The organism is Helicobacter mesocricetorum (assembly GCF_900198605.1).
Taxonomy (GTDB): Bacteria; Campylobacterota; Campylobacteria; order Campylobacterales; family Helicobacteraceae; genus Helicobacter_D; species Helicobacter_D mesocricetorum.
This window is the reverse complement of record NZ_FZPJ01000018.1, coordinates 1-17,712: the sequence shown is the minus strand read 5'-3', so window position 1 is coordinate 17,712 and position 17,712 is coordinate 1. Positions and strand designations below refer to the sequence as shown.

The following is a 17,712-nucleotide window of genomic DNA, read 5'->3' as shown; positions in this document are numbered from 1 at the left end:
AAGAAATTTTTATTTTGGGAGCTAAATATGGATGGGAGACTTTTTACATTTGCGGGATTAATTAGCCATAATCACGATTTTATTATCGCATTTCATACAATTTTAATCGCCATCATTGCTATTGTTTTAGCGAAACTTGCAACTTCAAGGATGCAAATAGTGCCTGGTGCTATTCAGAATGTTTTTGAGGTTTTTTTAGGTGGTATTATTTTTATGGCAAAAGATGTTATAGGGGAAGAAAAAGCTAGAAAGTATTTGCCCCTTACTGCAACGATTGCACTTTTTGTTTTTTTAGCCAATGCTATTGGTATTATTCCCGGTTTTGAAGCCCCTTCTTCAAGTCTTAGTTTTACACTTACTTTAGCTTTGATTGTGTTTATTTATTATAATTTCGAAGGAATGAGGACTTTTGGGATAGTCAAATATTTTTCTCATTTTGCAGGTCCTGTACCCTTACTAGCACCCTTAATGTTTCCTATTGAGATTATTTCTCATTGCTCTCGTTTAGTCTCTTTGTCATTTCGTCTTTTTGGAAATATTAAAGGCGATGATATGTTTTTACTTGTTATGCTTATGTTAGCACCTTGGGTAGCACCTCTCCCTGCATTTTTAATCCTCACTTTTATGGCATTTTTACAAGCATTTATCTTTATGATTTTAACTTATGTCTTTTTAGCAGGAGCTGTTTTGGTAAGCGAGGAAGCGCATTAAAGCTTACCTCATTACTTCTCCAACTCTTTATCCCACGACTCCTTTAGAATTTTGTGACTTTTATAGGAGGATTCTTGATACCCACAAAATCCACTTTGCTTGTTATCGCGATAAAACATTAGCTTTTAATCCTAAGCTTTTAGAAATCTTTTTAGAACTTAATCAATTATATAAAATTCCAAGTCTTATTAATTCAAATTTTGAATTAGGGATAGAATTTGGCTTTGATGGATTGCATTGCAATGCTTCACAAATGGATTTAATTTTAGAAGCGAAAAGAAAATTTTCTCTGGTTTTTTTTAGCGCACACACAGAAGAAATTTTGCAAAAAGTGGATTTATTAGGTGTCAATGGAATTACTATTAGCCCTATCTTTGCAATCCCCAATAAAGGAGAGCCTCTTGGGTTAGAGTTTTTAAATAATTTGCATTTAGAAGATTATAGGGCGGAAATTTTTGCTTTGGGAGGTATTATAGATTCACAAGCTCTCCTTAAAATTGCGACAACTTCTATAAAAGCTTTTGCCTCAATCCGATATTTTCTTAATTAATAAAATATTTTGTAAAAACTTGCTATATTAAAGGCAAAGGATTGAAATGAAAGATTGGTTTATACCTTCTATTGGTTTTGGAATGTTTATTTATTTTATGTTATTTGTGATACTTTATGCTATTAAGATTGGTGGAGCGAATGTGCCTTTATTTGATTCGCAACAGATTATTGTCCCTCCAAAGACCGATACAGAAAAGTTTTTGCAGGATGTTTCAAAAAGTATAAAAAATTCATTTTAGTTTTTTTGAAAAAAACCGATTTAGTTATAGGTTGAGATAATTTTAAAAGGAGGAAGAATGATTAATCATTTGATGAATAACTCTAATTTTTCTAATGCGATTAATCAGGTGAATAATAAAAATGCTTCGCCTGTGAATAATGCTAGAAATGAATCTGTTGATGATAAACACAAAACACAAAACACAAAAGCTTCTACTTCGCGTGTAGAAACCATTAAACAAGCAATCTTAGATGGTAATTATAAAATTGATTTAAGGAGTAGTGCCGAAAAAATGGCACAAGAGTTGCTTAGATAGAAGATAAGTCTATATTTAGGAGTTATCTTATGTCGTTGCAATTTTTAAAAGATGCTTTAGAGGATGTAAAAGCTTTAATAGCTATTACAGAGCAGGATATTATTGATATTAAAATTGCTAAAAATGATGCAATCTTTGCTAGAGTTTCACAAAAAGAAGAATTGATAGCTTCATTTATCAAAAAGAAAGAAGCTTATGCTCAAGGAATAGAAGCTAAACTTAAGGAAAATTATCCCAATGCCACAATTACTGATTTGACTTATGAAGATAAACAAAAATTATTAGGTGAGGGTGCCAATGAAGTTACTGCGGAACTTCACGATAATCTTGAAAAGCTCAAAGAGCTGAACTCTCATTTTGGAAAGATGTCTTTAGCGGTTTCTGAATTTTATAATTCACTTCTTAAAAATATTCTTCCTGTCGAAGATGGAGGATATAAGAAAAGCACTTTAGGTAACTCTACATTTTTAAAAGCTGAAATATAAGAGAGGAGGATTCTTATGGGTGGGATACTTTCATCTCTTAACACTCCTTATACAGGACTAATAGGTCACCAAGTAATGGTGGATACTGTGGGAAATAATATTGCTAATGCTAATAATGAATTTTACTCCAGACAAGTTGTTCGAACAGCGGCTGAAATTCCACTTTGGAGACAAAACTATGCTTTAGGGCAAGGGCTTTCTGTTTTAAGCATCGAGAGAGTGCATGATGAATATACCTTTTCTCGTTATAAAAGAGCAAGTTCGGAAAAAACTTTTTATGATACTAGTTTTAAAGGACTTAAGGAAGCCTCCTCTTATTATCCAGAAGTGGATAAGGTTGGAATTTATAATGATTTGCAAAAATATTTTGATGCCTGGAAGAATTTATCCATTAAGGCTGGAGATTCTGCCCAAAAAGTCTCTTTAGCAGAACAATCCCAAACACTTATTAATAATATTACAACAACAAGAGAACGTTTGGTAAATCTCCAAAAAAGCCTTAATCAAGAGTTAAAAACTGCGGTTGAAGAAGTGAATCGTTTAGGGAAGCAGATTGCTATTTTGAATAAACAAATCGGAGAATATGAAAGCAAACATCTCAATAAAAAAGCTAATGATTTAAGGGATTTAAGGGATCAATATGAGTTTGAAATTAATAATCTTATTGGTGCAGATGTTTTTAAAAATGGCTTACAAGGAAGTGCTATTGTAAATAAAGATATTGCTGATTTTGAAGAGAGATATACACTAAATATTGGTGGAAGAGTCATTGTTGATGGTGCTTCTTTTCAACCTTTAACTTTAGATAACTTTGATAATCCTGATGGACTTTATACAATTAAATATCTAAGGACGGATCATAAAGAATATAATCTTTCTAATTCTTTAAATCAAGGTAAAGTTGGGGCGATATTAGATTTAATTCGCACAGAAGATATGCTAGAGGATGGTAGCACAGGAGGAATAGGAAAGCTTCAGGTTTATATTAATGATTTAGATAGTCTTGCTAATGGAATTATAGAAACTACTAATAATTTATATACACAAAGTGCTAGACTAAATGTTTCTAGTGATGTTTTAAGGATTAATTTTCAAGATGCTCTTACAACAAGTGGATATAACATTAATGAAGGAAGTTTTGATGTGATAATGTATGATAAACAAGGTAAGACATTAGGGAAAAGAACGATAACTATTGATAATCTTACGAATATGCAAAGTATATTACAACAACTTAATGCTAATGCCGATGACAATAGCAATAATAATGCTAGTGATGACTTTGATGACAGATTTACAGCAACTTTTACGAATGATAATAGAACTTTTGCTATCACTCCTAAGAATCCTTCTGAAGAGATTTATATTTCCATACAAGATAATGGGACAAATTTCGCAGGAGCATTTGGAGTAAATAGATTTTTTGAAGGCAGTAATGCAAGGGATATGAGATTGGCTCTTGAATACAGAGAGGATCCTACTTTGATTCGTGCTTATCGTGAGCCGGTATCTGGGAATTTTGAAGTGGCTAATATGATGCAGCAACTCCAATATGACAAAATTACTTTTACAGATTATGAGGGAAATAAGCATTCTGAAACTATAAGTGAATACTTTCGTCTTATTGCCAGTAAAGTCGCCTCTCAAACAGAAGCAACGAAAACTACACAAGACACTAAAGAGGCTGTTTATATAGCTATTAAACAAGAGTATAAAAAGTCTTCAGAAGTTTCTGTGGATGATGAACTAGTAAATCTTATACGATTTCAAAGTGGATATAGTGCTAATGCTAAAGTGGTTTCAACTATTGATGAAATGATAACTACACTTTTGGGGATTAAGAATTAATAAGCTTTAATTGCCCGATTCTATAAAGTGCAAAATCATATTTAATAGGATCGTGTTTATCAAGGGTTTTCAAGAAATTGCTTACTTCTAGTGCAGCTTGTAAATCGTAAGTTTTTCGTTTCAAGATTCCAAGTCTTTGGGAGACTCTAAAAGTATGGGTATCCAATGGAAGGATTAAATCACTTTTTTTAATATCTCCCCATAAGCCTAAATCTAAACAATCCTCTCTTACCATCCAACGTAAAAACATATTCCATCGCTTCATTGGAGAGCTACAATGGGGGTTACCGATTAAAAATCTTAAGCCCTGTGTGTTAAGCGATAGTTTTTCATAAAGGAGATGTTGTAGGGAATAAATACCTTCAATTATGGAACCATTTTTATAATTTTTATAGAAAGTGCGGTAGAGATTATTACAATTTATAAGGGATTCAAAAAAATCTTGAATCTCTTGGTTTGTTTGAAAGCGGTAAGATTTCATTGTGCATTGTGCAATTTGAGAGCTTTTTAGGGAGTGTAGATTGCAAGATTGTAAAAAATTAATAATCGCCTTTACATTACCATAAGAAAATAATGCACAAAAAAGGGCTACTTTATCATCCCTAAAATCTCTTGCTATCCCTAAGGGATCAGGCAGGGATTCTGAAATACTATAAGAAGTGTTAAAAAGATGATAATGTTCTTCTAAAAGATTAGCAATAAATTTTTTAGAAGGTTTTTTAGGGATTTTAAGGGAAGATATAGTAGGCATTCTTAAAAGAGAAAATTATAGCCTAAGAATAATCCTGTGCTTGAAGTTTGGCTTAAATCAAGGGCAGTAGCAGCAGGGGCATTATTTATAAAGACACTACTACTTTCTGAACCAAAGTTTAGTCGCCTTGTTTGGATACCCAATTCTAATTCTCCATAGGGGATTTGATAAATAACTCCTGTTTTTGCTCCATAGGTAAATCCTGTATATTTAAGTTTTCCCATAGCACTATCATTAATTACAAAGCTACCTTCATTGAATTGAGCGAATGCTATTCCTGCATTTGCGCTTAATAATAAACGCCAATTTATAGTATTTGGGATTTGTGGAGTAAAAGCATAGTTTAGGGCAAAAGTTTGGTAAGAAAAGCCATTTTTCTTAAAAAAGCTTTCAAAGTTTAATAAGATTCTATGGTTTGGATTTAGTAAATATCCAGTAGTAAGTCCAATTCCAGAGAGTTTTTCGCTAAGGCTATGGTCTTGAGGATTCCCTGCAATGCTTAAAGTTGCATCAGAATTTACCCTATTATTCATTCCATAAATACCAAGCAAGCGATTGCGCCTTTGTTCATATAAAGGATGATAAGAAGCTTGCGGAGAAATTGTATTAGAGGATTGATAGCTTTGATAGCTTAGTGTAAAGCCTGATAGAAAAACAAATAAAAGCAAGAGTCTCATAGGGAAACCTTTCTTGTGGATTATAGAATCCTAAAGCAAAAAAGATTCCACTATTCTATAAGATCTAGTTTTTTCGCCATAAAACTTATAGTTACTCCTTGTAGAAGCACGGAAATGATAACCATAAAAAAGACAATATTAAAGATTGTTGAAGAAGATTCAAATTTATAAACATAAGGATAGGTTGCAAGGATGATAGGAACAGCCCCTCTTAAACCTACCCAAGAAATATAGATTTTTTCTTTTTTGTTATATTTACTTTTATAAAGTGAGATAAATACACTAAGAGGGCGCGCCAAGAAGATTAAAATAAAAGCTAAAACAAAAGCTTGAATGGCAACATCAGGTAATTGAGAAGGGAATACAAGCAATCCCAATACTAAGAAAACGACAATTTGCATCATCCAAGCAATGGCATCGTGAAAAGCAATAATATTGGATTTGTTGGGAAAAGCGTATTTATTAGTAATGATACCAGCTAAATAAATACTTAAATAGCCATTCCCATTTAAAAATGATGAAACTCCAAAGATCATAAAAAGCCAAGCTACACTAATAAGTGGGTATAAACCCGCTTGTGAAATATTGATGTGTTGGCAGATTTTAGGAAAGAGATAACCACATAATATGCCTAAAACTCCCCCAACGGCAAATTGAGCAATAAATTGTAAAATCCACTCTCCTATGGAATGTGTTTGGGGCATAAAAATAAGTTGTAAAATGGTAATTGTTAAGAAAATCGCCATAGGATCATTGCTTCCCGATTCAAGCTCTAAAAGAGGTCCTATATTGTTTTTAAGTTTTATTTTTTGTGAGCGCAATATCATAAATACTGCTGCGGCATCGGTAGAGGAGATGATGGAACCTAAAAGCATAGATTCTAAGAAAGTAAAATCCAACACTAAATAGATAAAGCACGCCATAATGAGGGCAGTTAATAGAACACCAAGTGTTGCAAGGATTACTCCGCTTATCATTACAGGTTTAATTTCTTCCCAAAAAGTGTCAAGTCCTCCACTATAGAGAATAAAAATAAGTGCTATCATACCAATTATTTGCGCCAAGAAGACATTGTCAAATTCAATTCCTACAATTCCTTCACTTCCAAGTAGCATACCAATGCCTAAAAAGACTAGCAACAAGGGGATTCCTATTTTTTCTGAAAGCTTGCTTGCATAAACACTTATAAAAAGAATAATTCCTACCACAATGATAGTGAAATTTATATTATTAATGATTTCCATAATTTAAATCTATAACCTCATAATCTATAATCTAATATTTTATTGCCTTTAAGATACCATATTTCACTTTAATATTAAGAATAAAAGAAAATAGAATGCGTTCAAGTATAAAAATAGCTTTTGCACTAAGCTTTATTTCTAAAACTTAACCCTAAGAGATGATGCGGAGTTATTCCACATCCTAAGAAACAGAAGATAATTTATTTTGCAGAGGTTTTGATAATTTCTTCTAAGAGTTTATGGATATTTTCAACGATTTGATTGTTTTTAATAGCATATTTTTTGGCAAGCTCTTTAATATCGGTATAGGCTATATAAGTATTGTGTTGAGTATCTTCCCAAATAGAGATTCTAAGTGGTAATTCCATAGAGATTTTTGGATTTTCTTGCATTAAAAATGTGCCAACTTTTGGATTGCCAAAGACTATTACTTTTGTGGCATTGAGTTCTAATCCAACATCTTTAGCGTTTTTACTATGATCAAATTCTGCAAAAATGGGTATATTCTTTTGCGTTAGAAGTTTTTTAGTATTCTCATAAGTGGTGTTAAAATCATATTTGCTTTTGATGGGTTCCATTGCCTTCACTAAACTAGCAAGTATAAAAAAAGAAAGTAATACTTTCGTGATTTTCATCTTGTGTTTTCTCCTTAAATATCAAAATTTAAGTCGCTAGTATATCTTTTTAAATTGGATTTTATGCTTAAAGGGTATTGAGAGATTTTTTAAAAATTTAGTTTAATATTTGCCTTAAATACGCATTGTTAGCAAAGAGCTAGGGCTTAAGAGTATTTTTATAAAAATAACTTTACACTTCCACACTTAAATAATATATGAATATATAATCATATATAAAAGGACAAAAGTTATGCCAGAGATTAGCGCAGATAGACAAAAGATTTTACAGAAAATAGTTGATACTCTACCGCAAGAAGAATTACTCTATGAACTTGCTGAACTTTTTAAGATATTTGGGGATTCTTCACGCATTCGTATTTTATCGCTTTTACAGCGCGAAAAGCTTTGTGTTAATGAGATTGCTTCTACACTCAATCTTTCGCAATCTGCTGTATCCCACCAGCTAAGAATCCTAAGACACGCTAGACTTGTTCGCTATCAAAAGCAAGGAAAGGAAGTCTTTTATGAGCTTGATGATGATCATATTCAGAAAATATTTGAACAAGGTTTAGAGCATATTAGTGAAATAAATTAAGGACAAAAATGGAAAATATGCTCTGTTGCTGTAATTTTTGCTCTAAAGACACCTATGGATTAAAGAATAATTTTGCAAAAATGCTTTTAATTTTTAGTGGGTTGCTTTATCTTGTTGGATTGATTTTTGAAGTTCAAATATTCGCTTACTCTATTGATAAAACCTTTTTATTTTTTCTTTATGTGTTTTGTTATTTTGTCTTAGGTTATGGGATTTTAAAAGAGGCATTCAAAGGATTTTTAAAAAAGAAATTTTTTAATGAAAATACCCTTATGGCTTTTGCCTCTATTGGGGCTTGGATTATAGGGGATGGGGCTGAAGCCGTAGCGATTTTATTGTTTTATAGGGTGGGAGAATTTTTAGAAAGTCTTGTCGTGGAGAAATCTAAAAAATCTATCCAAACACTTGCTTCTATCAAAGTGGAGAATGCGAGGATTTTACAAGATGATAAAGTTGTGAGCATTGATCCAAAAAACATTCAAAAAGGCGATATTTTAGTGCTTTTAGCAGGAGATAGGATTCCTGTTGATGGAATTATTATTCAAGGAGAGAGCAGTATTGATAATTCTAGCTTAAGTGGAGAATCTATTCCGCAGAATGTAGGTGTTGGGGATAGTCTTCTCTCTGGAGGGATTAACCTTTATGGTGTTTTGCATATACAAGCTACACAAAATTATGAAAATTCTGCTTTTAGTAAAATTATTAAACTCATAGAAGAGGGTAATGCGCAAAAAAGCAGGAGTGAGGAGTTTATTACTAAATTTGCGAGGTTTTATACCCCAATTGTTGCTTTATTGGCAATTAGCATTAGTGTATTTCCCCCTCTTTACTTTGGCATTATTGCTCCCAATGGTTTTATAGAGGGATTTAGTGAGACTTTCTATACTTGGTTGTATCGAGGAATTGTTTTTTTGGTAGTTTCTTGTCCTTGTGCTTTGGTTATTTCTATACCGCTTACTTTCTTTGCTTCACTTGGTAGAGCTTCTAAAGAGGGGATTTTAATCAAAGGTTCAAGCTACCTTGAAACACTCTTTGATACCAAAACCATTATCTTTGATAAAACAGGCACACTTACTAAGGGGGTATTAATCGTTAAAGAAATACAAAACTATGCTCCCTATGATAAGCAGTGGATTATTTCCTTGGCAAAAACTTTGGAATCCCATTCTAATCATCCTATTGCTAAGGCTATTGCAAAGCTTAATGGAGAGATTTTGGAGGTTGAAAATCTACAAGAGAGTGCTGGAGGGGGAATTAGTGCTATATGGGAGGGTAAAAAAGTCGCATTAGGTAATGGACGATTTATAGGGAATCTTACGCAACAATTCATTAAAGATGATACAACAAGTAAGTGCCAAGTTTTTCTTGCCTTAGAAAATGAAGTTATTGGAAGTATTCTTTTAGAAGATTATATTAAGGAGGAAGCACAAGAAGCTATTACTTGGTTAAAAAATCAAGGCTATAAACTTCATATTTTAAGCGGAGACAAAGAATCTGTTGTAAAAGAAGTTGCGAAGCAAGTTGGGATTAATGCTTTTGTTGCTAATTTACTTCCTGCTGGTAAGGTAGAGTTTTTAAAAAAGATTTTACAAAAAAGAGGTAAAAACAAAGTCGCTTTCGTCGGAGATGGAATCAATGATGCTCCTTCTTTGATACTTTGTGATGTTGGTATTGCTATGGGCAAAATGGGAAGTGATTTAGCCTTAGAAGGGGCAGATGTTGTAATACTTAATGATGATTTAAGAAAGATACCCCAAAGTTTCAGTATCGCCCAAAAAACGCGTAAAATTTTATGGCAAAACATTATTCTTGCCTTGGGGGTAAAAGCTGCTATTATAGTTTTTGCTGCTTTTGGATTTGCGAATTTGTGGATAGCGTTATTTGGCGATGTAGGTGTTGCATTACTAGCATTATTAAATGCCACAAGGGCAATTCGTTAGTAAAAGCATAAAATGCTATAAGAAAAATCGCCCATTTTTTAGTAATGGCTAATATTTATAGCCACTATAGTGGCGAAATTATTTTTCAATCTGTTTTTAACATTTTTTTGAGAGGATTTTTTAAGAAAAAAAGGATAACTGCTATAATCAATAAGCATACAACAGCATTTCCAAAAAGATTTGGTAAAGATTCTAATTTATCAGCTTCAACCTCTCCACCAATAAGCCCTGCTACTACACTTCCAAGTGATATTGAAATAAACCAAAGTCCCATAACTTGTCCTCTAATCATTTTTGGTGCAATACTAGTCATTAGGGATAGACCAATAGGACTTAAGGCAAGTTCTCCAATAGTTAAGAAGAAATAGCTTACAATAAGCCATAGAGGTGAGACTTGCAACCCCTCGTTACTTAATACAGCATAAGAGGCAAACATCATAACAGCAAAAGATATAGCGGTAAAAATAATACCTAAATTAAATTTGGCAATACTGCTAACTTCTTTATTTCTTTTTGATAAGGCTATCCATATTGCACTCATAATAGGGGCTAGTGTGATAACAAATAAGGAGTTAATGGATTGGAACCAAGCGGTGGGAATCTCCCAGCCAAAGATTATTCTATCGGTATAATCTTGTGCGAATAGATTAAAAGAGGTGGGTTGTTGTTCAAAAGTAGACCAAAAAAAGGTTGCTGTTATAAACAAAACAAGAAAGACTATGAGGTTTTTTCTCTCATCAGATTGAAGTCCAGCAAAAAAGAATAAATACCCAAAATAAAGTAGAGCAGCTATACTAATAATTGCTATCATATTTTTAGAAATATTCACCGCATTAAGTTGTATTATGCCAATTCCACACAATAAGACAAAGACTGACAATAAGCCTAAGGCAATAAAAGTATAAATGGCTATATTTTTCTTGTATCTAGTAGGTTTAGCCCAAGTAGAGTCAATGCCTACTTTTTCTTCAAATTCTTTAAAATCAGGAATGGTTTTAAAATAAAAAATAACTAATGATATTAGCATACCAACTCCGCCAACCCCTAAACCTAAATGCCAACCATATTCTTTGGCTACAAGTCCGCAAATAATAGGAGCTATAAATGCACCTAGATTAATACCCATATAAAATATGGTAAAGCCAGAGTCTCTTCTTTTGTCTTTTTGTTTATAGAGTAAGCCAACCATTACAGAGGAACAGGTTTTAAATAAACCTGTGCCTAAAACGATAAAAATAAGTCCTAGAAAAAACATAAAGGGAGAAAATATGGATAAAGCTATACTTAAATGACCCAATGCAATAAGTAATGCACCAATTAATGTGGCATTTTTTTGCCCCAGCCAATTATCCGCTAAATAACCCCCTGGTAATGTAGCAAGGTATAAACTTCCAGCAAATATCCCAACAATAGCACTAGCAGTTGGTCTATCAAGATTTAAACCACCTTCATTAATGGTAGCTATCATAAATAATATAAGCAAGGAGCGGATACCATAAAAGGAGAACCTCTCCCACATTTCTGTCAAAGCTAGATTAAGCAAGGGTTTGGGATGCCCTATAAAGGCACTATCTATATCAATCTTACGCATAAGTCCTCCTTATGTGAAAAATAGCATTATGGAATTAATCCTTTTAGTATAGCATAGTTTTATTAAAATATAGGCTTTTGCCATTATGCTTCATATCTTTGTAGTATTGCTAAAAGCTCATCTTTTGTGCAAAATTCATTGGCTTGAAGAATCTGCTTTTTATCATTTACTCCCCATTTAGCTTGGAGATAGGGAATTTTTGCATTAGCTGCTGCCTCCTCATCTTTACGACAATTCCCTACAAAAACACTTTGTGTAAAAGGGGCATTTTGCAAGACATAATAAATCATCATCGGGCTAGGTTTGGATTCTATATTGGGATTTGTACCAATGATAATATCAAAATACTCTGCGATATTATGCCTTTGTAAAATCGGCTCTAGCTTCTCTTGGGGTGCATTAGAAGCAAGGGCTAGAAAATATTTTTTTGCTTTGCAGGTTTGTAGCATTTCATCCACTCCTTCAAATAGCACTGCACTTTGTTCGTAATGTTTGGTAAAATAGGATTCAAAACCTACTTTGTAACTCCTATGTGGAAAATTATCAATACCATAAAAAACCTTCGCACAATCAATGCCGGGCGTGTGTATAGCATGTTGTATGATGGATTTTGGAATCTCTGGAAGTTGTCTATCTTGGCGAATTTCAGCGACTGCAGCACAAATAGAATCTTCACTATCAAGCAAAGTCCCATCCATATCAAAAATTACATTTATCATTTATCCTCCTTTGTGGGTGCAAAATTATAAGTTAGATTGAGTAAGAATAGGCTTAGAGACTGCTATTCTTATCCATTAAGCTATTAATTTATCTTTGCGTCTAAATGCTTCTAATTTGTAATGGCTATGTTAAAAAGAATAGCAGTTTGGTTAAAAATAAATTTATATTTTTTTTCACTATACTTCAGACTTTAAATAGTAGGAGGGTATCAATGCAAGATAAAGCAGTATCACAATTTGAGCAATCACAACCACCTATAAAACTCGAACAAGCAATGCTTGCCTTTTTAGAGCGCAGAAACCAAGAGAGTTTTCCACTTTCTGAAATGCAAAGCGTTGATTCAGGCGACTTTGACTTTATCCAAATTTCACACCTCTCTTATGAACGCGAACGCGATTGTAGCGACAAAAACCTCCTTGACTTCCAGCAAATCCTAAGTGCAGCAGCAAATATCGGGGGGGGGGCAAATTGCCTATTTAATTGATTGTGATGGGCAAATTCAATACTCCCAAGCAATGCTTGGAATCCCCTCCTTTAAAAAAGATTTAGATAAGGTCGCATCCTCTAAGCAAAAAGGAGGATGCGTATGCTAAAGGCGCAAAACCTTAATCAAATCTACCATACAATCCAAACAAAGCTTAATGAAATTGTTACACATCTTAACCAAGAAAGGGGAGATTCGCAAAAAGAGATTCGGATTTTAGAGCATATTCAAAAAGACATTGATTCTAAGCTAGATTCTCTACATAAAATGCCGAATGGGATACACTCACCATTGCGTTTTATGGCGAAACAAATGCGGGTAAATCCACCCTCATTGAAGCCTTGCGGATTTGCTTTAAAGAAAAAACCAAAATGGATTCTTGGAGTGAGTTTAAAAATATCTATGAATCCTACACAAAACAAAAAGAAAGTTTAGAGCAAAATATCCTTAAACAATATGAGGATATTGAGAGATTATCAAACCATATTGCAGAGCAAGAAGCCTTAGAGAAGCAAAAGAAAAACTCGCTTTGGTATCGCATTCTTGTATTTTTTCATCTCAATTCTTTAGCAAGAGAGATTAAAAATCTTAAAAAAGAGCTTCAAGATAAGGAATTAATCCATAATCAAGCAAAAGAATCTCTACAAACATTTTTAAACAATCAAGATAGCAATAAGTTATTAAGTTTGAGTGATGGCAAAACCATTGGCGATGGACGCTCGGACTTTACACGCGAAATAACTTCCTATACCTTATATCAACAACCAAGACTGCCAAATCCTTGATATTCCCGGTATTGAGGGTGATGAATCGCAAGTGATGACAAGCATAGATTCGGTAACCAAAAAGGCGCATTGTGTGTTTTATATCACGCGTGATTCAAAACCTCCATTGCAGCAGCTTGGCTTGAAAGACTTGATTTGAGTATGAAAATTAGCCACGAAGAATCTTCAGATGAGGTAAAAACCTATGAATTAGAGGATGATATTGAACTCATTGATACCCCCGGGTTATTTGGTTTCAAAGAAAAGTATGGCGGCACAGCAAATGCTGAAAAATACAAAGACTTCACGCGCAAATACATTAGCCAAGCGCATTTAATTCTTTACATTATGAATTCAGCAAGTCCAATCAAAGAAAGCCATAGGGGCGATTTAAATTGGCTCTTTAGGACACTCAAACTATTGCCAAGAACCATTTTTGTCTTAAGTAAATTTGATGAAGTTACAGATGTTGAGGAGCAAGATTCTTACCAAGATGATTTAAAAATCAAAAAAGATAATGTCCTCAAGAGATTGGGCGATTTGATAGAGCTAAATGAAGCAGAGAGCCAAGATATTTCTATCGTTGCTGTTGCGGCAAATCCTTTTGATATGGGGTTTGAGCATTGGCGGCAAAATCTTGAAAAATTCAAAACCCTCTCGCATATAGAAAGCCTACAAAATGCCACTCAAGACAAAATTAAAACCAATGGCGGTTTTGAGTGTATTGTCCGTGAAAGCACAAAAAGCGTAGTCGCAGATGTGTTAGACAAACAATTATCCATCATTAGGCAAGAAAATATAGAACTCAATGAAGCAATGGAGAAGTTTAGGAGTGGCACACAATCTATCCAAAATGATATGAATAGGCTAGAGACAAGCATAAAAGAAGCAAGGCAAAACCTGCGCAATTTTGTAACAAACTATTTTACAGACTTGATTTTGCAACTACAAGGCGTAAGCTTAGAGAATTTCGGAGAATTTTTTGAGCGAGAAATAGGAAGCGAGGGGATTAACCTTGATGCAAAAATTAAAAATGAATTTGACAAACAAACCGGATATGCGAAACTTGAGATTCAAAAAATCACTGCGCATTTTGAATCCGAAATCGACCTATTTTCTACAACTTTAAACAGCGTCGGAAAGGAAGGGCTAGGCTATCTGCAAAAGTCAGGAGTCATCAATGCTAATAATATAAAATTAGCAAGAGATGGGCTTGTTGCTGCTGGGAAAATGATAGGTGTGGATTTAGTGCTAAAATTCAAACCTTGGGGGGCTATCAAGCTTGCCAAAGGAGTGAAGTCGCCGTAGCCGTAGCAGGAGTAGCGTTTGAGCTGTGGGATAGCTACAAACAATATGAAAAAGAACAAGAATTCCAAAAGGCAAAAAATACGATGAAAGAGAATTTTGAGGGGCAGAGAAAAGAAATCTTAGGGCTTATCAATAGTGAAAGCTTTATAGAAACATTTTTTCCACAATACCTAGAGCTAAAGGATATATATGTAAGGACAAATGATGAAATGGTGGCTATCAAATCCAAGTAACAAGCATTTGAGCAATGGGAAAATGAATCTAAGATGATTGAATCACAATTTCAACAATTACTTATAGGGCAAAAACCCATAGACTAAAAGGAGATACTCATTGGATACAGGATTCTAAGTCAATTTGCCAACAAAAGGAGTAATATGATACGACCTAACCCTATACAATTTACTTGCATCTGTGGTTTTAGCAAAATCCATCAGCCAAAAAGTGATGCGCTACAACACGAGGATATCTTTGCTAAATGCCCAAAATGCAAGAAGCCTATGGAAAGGCAACCCTTATCAAAGTATAAAAAATTCTGGTTTGATATTTTTCGCACTTTTTACCCCAAATAGATCGTTAGCTATTTTGCTATGTTTTGGGGCAATCTAAATATCTTATTGGAATCTTTCTTATTGTATTGGGCTTTTTCTTGTTATTTTAACTTTGTTTGCAAGGTGGAGAATCTCTCTTAGAATCTTTAAGAGATTCTTCGCTACCTCAGAATGACGATAGGAGGATTCTTTAGAATGACAAGGATTTTTTTGCTATATTGAGCGATAGCAAAAATCCGATAGCAAAAATCAAGGAAGCACTCAAAAACAAGCCAAAAACATAGGGGCAGTCTTTTGCAAAGGAATCAATAAATGAGTCTTGTTGCTTCTCTTTTTATTCTATGGTTTGCAAGCTCTATGTATTCCTTGCTAACTTCATAGCCCACAAAATTTCTTTTGAGCTCCAAAGCAGCAAGTGCGCTTGTGCCACTCCCCATAAAAGGGTCTAGGATAATATCCTGTTCAAAACTATAAAATTCTATTAGCCTTTTGGGCAATTCCAGCGGAAAAGGGGCTGGATGCCCGATTTTTTTTGCGCTAACAGCTGGAAACCGCCAAATAGACTTGCTCCATTCCATAAAATTTTCTTTGGAAATGGAATCTTGTTTATCGTTTTTCTTTTTCTCGCGTTTAAAATCGCCTTTGGAAAAAACTAAAATATATTCGTGTGTATCTCTTAGCACAGGATTACTAGCGCTCTTAAAGCTCCCCCAAGCAAGGCTAACTCCACTGCTTGCGCTTTTATCCCAAATAATTTCACCTCGCATTAAAAAACCAAGCTCTAGCATTATTTGATTAATATACATTGTAAGGGGGATATAGGGTTTTCTACCAATATTCGCGATATTAATACAAGCCCTACCACCATTGACTAAAACTCTATAGGTTTCTGCAAGGACATTTTTTAAAAGCTGTAAATATTCCTCTAGGCTTAAGTCATCATCATAATCTTTTCTCACATTATAAGGAGGCGAGGTTACCATTAAATGCACACTATTATCGGGGAGCTCTGGCATATTTTCGCTACTGTGGTTAAAAATTGTATTTAAATTTTGTGGCAAAATTTCATTTTCGTTTTGTGCTTTTTCTTTTTTTGTTTGTAAATTACCATAAAGCTTTGAATGATAGAACTCTGAAGAATCATGTCCAATTCTAGCACTTACACCAAAAGAAGAGGTTTTGGTATGTTTGGTCATCTTATTTCCTTTAATATTGCCAAAAAATGTTCTGCAATTTGTATTTTGTCTTCAGAAACAACTGATTTTTGGATAATCTCTCCTAATTTATTTTTATCTAACATCGCAGAAAAATAACAAAAATCTTGTTTTAAAACATTTTCTAAAATATTTTCTAATTCCTTAGGGTTTTGTGGAGTTTGAAAATAGCCTAAAGGAGAGTTTTTAATAGAACGAAGAGACGGGTTTAAGGAAATAATTTTTTGCAAAACACCGTATTGTCCCAAATGATCGACTTTACCTAAATAGTTATCGCTAATATGTGTATTACCTAAGATAATGATAGGAATACTTCTAGCAGATTCTGAGCTTACCCTAATGTTAATAGCCTTACCAATAGCCTTTAGCATACTATCGTTTCTCATCAAAGATGGCTGTGCTTTATGTGTCTTATAATCTCCTATGAGAGAAACGAGATTACCATTAAGTTCATAATTATTAACGATACTCATTTTAATTTCAAAAATGAGCTTAATATTTTTTGCTTGCTGATTCATTTCGTTTGTGGAGCAAAAAGCCAAATCAGCCCTAGAACTTTAATTAAGCCTAATTCATCACAAATGACACCATTAAGGGCAAAAAGATTAAATTTCTTAGCTATTGGCTCTAATAATCTTTGACACCAAGTTTCTGTATAGCTACCAATAAGGGAGTTCCTACTTTGCAAGGTTGGAATATTTTGTTTTATTGCTTTAGGTATATAAGCTAAATATTTATTGTTAATGTTATAGAATAAATCTTTTTTTGTAGCAAAACCACCACTTAATGCATTTCTAAAAAAATTTAATTCATCTTTTATTTCCCACATTATCTATCCTTACACATGTGATTATATCAAATAACCCCTTATAGCTTAATATTCCATGCTATATCCAGCATTGGCAGGGCTTGTTGAGGGGCAAGAAAAATATAATGATAATATAAGATTTAAAAGATTCTGTATCCCCAAAGGCTACGACATGATAATTCTATTTTGTCATGTCGAATCTCCTCTTGTCATTGAGTCCCCCCTTGTCATGTTGGGCGAAGCGAAACATCTCATGAGATTCTTCACCTGCTAAAGCGGGTTCAGAATGACAAGACTTGTCATATTGAGTTTGCCT

The 17,712-nt window shown here is 33.6% G+C and carries 23 protein-coding genes; 14 read left to right on the top strand and 9 right to left on the bottom strand.

Features of this window, described 5'->3' with window-relative positions; translation table 11 throughout:
- Positions 1-27: 27 nt before the first annotated feature.
- The 6 genes from C6H18_RS05065 to flgK are packed head-to-tail and all read left to right on the top strand — an operon-like array spanning position 28 to position 4,132.
- Positions 28-711 carry a F0F1 ATP synthase subunit A gene (locus tag C6H18_RS05065; protein ID WP_104722025.1) on the top strand — a complete coding sequence of 228 codons (684 nt, stop codon included), beginning with the start codon at positions 28-30 and terminating at the stop codon, positions 709-711.
- Complete coding sequence (locus C6H18_RS05060) at positions 707-1,261, top strand: thiamine phosphate synthase (RefSeq protein WP_104722024.1); 555 nt, start codon at positions 707-709, stop codon at positions 1,259-1,261. The genes C6H18_RS05065 and C6H18_RS05060 overlap by 5 nt, the downstream gene beginning before the upstream one ends.
- Positions 1,262-1,307: 46 nt before the next feature.
- Positions 1,308-1,502 carry a hypothetical protein gene (locus C6H18_RS05055; protein WP_104722023.1) on the top strand — a complete coding sequence of 65 codons (195 nt, stop codon included), beginning with the start codon at positions 1,308-1,310 and terminating at the stop codon, positions 1,500-1,502.
- A gap of 57 nt (positions 1,503-1,559) precedes the next feature.
- A complete protein-coding gene (locus C6H18_RS05050; protein ID WP_104722022.1) occupies positions 1,560-1,799 on the top strand; it encodes a flagellar biosynthesis anti-sigma factor FlgM in 240 nt (79 codons plus the stop codon).
- A gap of 29 nt (positions 1,800-1,828) precedes the next feature.
- Complete coding sequence (locus C6H18_RS05045) at positions 1,829-2,284, top strand: hypothetical protein (RefSeq protein WP_199770134.1); 456 nt, start codon at positions 1,829-1,831, stop codon at positions 2,282-2,284.
- 15 nt (positions 2,285-2,299) lie between these two features.
- Positions 2,300-4,132, top strand: coding sequence for a flagellar hook-associated protein FlgK (flgK, locus tag C6H18_RS05040; RefSeq protein WP_104722021.1), 1,833 nt, complete (start codon positions 2,300-2,302; stop codon positions 4,130-4,132).
- Here flgK and C6H18_RS05035 read toward each other — a convergent pair.
- From C6H18_RS05035 to C6H18_RS05020, 4 genes are all read right to left on the bottom strand, one after another.
- Positions 4,122-4,883, bottom strand: coding sequence for a TIGR02757 family protein (locus C6H18_RS05035; protein WP_104722020.1), 762 nt, complete (start codon positions 4,881-4,883; stop codon positions 4,122-4,124). The two genes, flgK and C6H18_RS05035, sit on opposite strands and share 11 nt — an antisense overlap.
- Positions 4,884-4,885: 2 nt before the next feature.
- A complete protein-coding gene (locus C6H18_RS05030; protein WP_104722019.1) occupies positions 4,886-5,560 on the bottom strand; it encodes a DUF1934 domain-containing protein in 675 nt (224 codons plus the stop codon).
- A gap of 50 nt (positions 5,561-5,610) precedes the next feature.
- Positions 5,611-6,804 carry a potassium/proton antiporter gene (locus tag C6H18_RS05025; RefSeq protein WP_233704068.1) on the bottom strand — a complete coding sequence of 398 codons (1,194 nt, stop codon included), beginning with the start codon at positions 6,802-6,804 and terminating at the stop codon, positions 5,611-5,613.
- Positions 6,805-7,004: 200 nt separating this feature from the next.
- The gene (locus C6H18_RS05020; RefSeq protein ID WP_104722017.1) at positions 7,005-7,439 is read right to left on the bottom strand and encodes a DUF302 domain-containing protein; all 435 of its coding nucleotides are present in this window, start codon (positions 7,437-7,439) and stop codon (positions 7,005-7,007) included.
- 232 nt (positions 7,440-7,671) lie between these two features.
- Between C6H18_RS05020 and C6H18_RS05015 the strand changes: the two genes are divergently transcribed.
- Together C6H18_RS05015 and C6H18_RS05010 are read left to right on the top strand one after the other, a co-directional pair.
- Complete coding sequence (locus C6H18_RS05015) at positions 7,672-8,016, top strand: ArsR/SmtB family transcription factor (protein ID WP_104722016.1); 345 nt, start codon at positions 7,672-7,674, stop codon at positions 8,014-8,016.
- A gap of 8 nt (positions 8,017-8,024) precedes the next feature.
- A complete protein-coding gene (locus tag C6H18_RS05010; RefSeq protein ID WP_233704067.1) occupies positions 8,025-9,956 on the top strand; it encodes a heavy metal translocating P-type ATPase in 1,932 nt (643 codons plus the stop codon).
- A gap of 85 nt (positions 9,957-10,041) precedes the next feature.
- Here C6H18_RS05010 and C6H18_RS05005 read toward each other — a convergent pair whose 3' ends face one another.
- Positions 10,042-11,547 (bottom strand): peptide MFS transporter, encoded by a 1,506-nt coding sequence (locus tag C6H18_RS05005; protein WP_104722015.1) that lies wholly within the window; start codon positions 11,545-11,547, stop codon positions 10,042-10,044.
- Between the two features lie 83 nt (positions 11,548-11,630).
- On the bottom strand, positions 11,631-12,266 hold the full coding sequence (locus C6H18_RS05000) for an HAD family hydrolase (protein WP_104722014.1): 636 nt from the start codon (positions 12,264-12,266) through the stop codon (positions 11,631-11,633).
- A gap of 212 nt (positions 12,267-12,478) precedes the next feature.
- Between C6H18_RS05000 and C6H18_RS04995 the strand changes: the two genes are divergently transcribed.
- The 6 genes from C6H18_RS04995 to C6H18_RS04975 all read left to right on the top strand — a co-directional run bounded on the left by C6H18_RS04995 (position 12,479) and on the right by C6H18_RS04975 (position 15,395).
- Positions 12,479-12,751 (top strand): hypothetical protein, encoded by a 273-nt coding sequence (locus C6H18_RS04995; RefSeq protein WP_104722013.1) that lies wholly within the window; start codon positions 12,479-12,481, stop codon positions 12,749-12,751.
- 102 nt (positions 12,752-12,853) lie between these two features.
- Complete coding sequence (locus C6H18_RS04990) at positions 12,854-13,186, top strand: hypothetical protein (protein WP_104722012.1); 333 nt, start codon at positions 12,854-12,856, stop codon at positions 13,184-13,186.
- On the top strand, positions 13,123-13,536 hold the full coding sequence (locus tag C6H18_RS04985; protein WP_104722011.1) for a hypothetical protein: 414 nt from the start codon (positions 13,123-13,125) through the stop codon (positions 13,534-13,536). Before C6H18_RS04990 ends, C6H18_RS04985 begins: the two co-directional genes overlap by 64 nt.
- Positions 13,537-13,677: 141 nt before the next feature.
- The gene (locus tag C6H18_RS04980) at positions 13,678-14,823 is read left to right on the top strand and encodes a LeoA/HP0731 family dynamin-like GTPase (RefSeq protein ID WP_104722010.1); all 1,146 of its coding nucleotides are present in this window, start codon (positions 13,678-13,680) and stop codon (positions 14,821-14,823) included.
- Positions 14,781-15,056: a LeoA/HP0731 family dynamin-like GTPase gene (locus C6H18_RS09430; protein WP_158654871.1), complete on the top strand. Its 276-nt coding sequence runs from the start codon at positions 14,781-14,783 to the stop codon at positions 15,054-15,056. The genes C6H18_RS04980 and C6H18_RS09430 overlap by 43 nt, the downstream gene beginning before the upstream one ends.
- A 144-nt stretch (positions 15,057-15,200) precedes the next feature.
- A complete protein-coding gene (locus tag C6H18_RS04975; RefSeq protein WP_104722009.1) occupies positions 15,201-15,395 on the top strand; it encodes a hypothetical protein in 195 nt (64 codons plus the stop codon).
- A gap of 284 nt (positions 15,396-15,679) precedes the next feature.
- Here the strand turns inward: C6H18_RS04975 and C6H18_RS04970 are convergent, their stop codons facing one another.
- The 3 genes from C6H18_RS04970 to C6H18_RS04960 are packed head-to-tail and all read right to left on the bottom strand — an operon-like array spanning position 15,680 to position 17,417.
- Positions 15,680-16,570: a DNA-methyltransferase gene (locus tag C6H18_RS04970; protein ID WP_104722008.1), complete on the bottom strand. Its 891-nt coding sequence runs from the start codon at positions 16,568-16,570 to the stop codon at positions 15,680-15,682.
- Positions 16,567-17,106 carry a hypothetical protein gene (locus tag C6H18_RS04965; RefSeq protein WP_104722007.1) on the bottom strand — a complete coding sequence of 180 codons (540 nt, stop codon included), beginning with the start codon at positions 17,104-17,106 and terminating at the stop codon, positions 16,567-16,569. The genes C6H18_RS04970 and C6H18_RS04965 overlap by 4 nt, the downstream gene beginning before the upstream one ends.
- Positions 17,103-17,417 (bottom strand): hypothetical protein, encoded by a 315-nt coding sequence (locus C6H18_RS04960; RefSeq protein ID WP_104722006.1) that lies wholly within the window; start codon positions 17,415-17,417, stop codon positions 17,103-17,105. The genes C6H18_RS04965 and C6H18_RS04960 overlap by 4 nt, the downstream gene beginning before the upstream one ends.
- Positions 17,418-17,712: the final 295 nt, after the last annotated feature.